Annotated in this window: 1 pseudogene; it reads right to left on the bottom strand. The window is 69.2% G+C overall.

The annotated features are described in order from the left end of the window. Nucleotides 1-297 (bottom strand): annotated as a pseudogene (locus AOK15_RS47530) (HNH endonuclease); the annotation flags it as partial. Nucleotides 298-331 lie beyond the last annotated feature (34 nt).

Here is a 331-nt window from a genome sequence, read left to right on the forward strand (position 1 = left end):
GCCGCCCGTGAGAACGCAGTTGGCGCCCTGGGCGGGGGCGGTGACAGCCTCCTCCAGGAGGACTTCGTTGCGGGTGTGGCAGCCGTCGCGGTCGGCGTCGACCCAGTGCCGGAACTTCGAGCGCTCGTAACCGGTGCGGTCCTCGTCTTGGACAGGAAGGGCCTGGAGGGCCTCGCGGACGGGCAGCACGATGGGGTCACCAGGAGCGGCAGCGTGTGCCGCCGTGGTGGGAGCGAGCAGGACGGTGAGCGCGCAGAAGAGGGCGGTCGCGGTACCGACGGCAGTACTGGGACGCATCAGGGAGTCCTTCCGAAGATCACAGACAGGTTGT

Source organism: Streptomyces ossamyceticus, assembly GCF_001418475.1.
Classification (GTDB): domain Bacteria; phylum Actinomycetota; class Actinomycetes; order Streptomycetales; family Streptomycetaceae; genus Streptomyces; species Streptomyces ossamyceticus.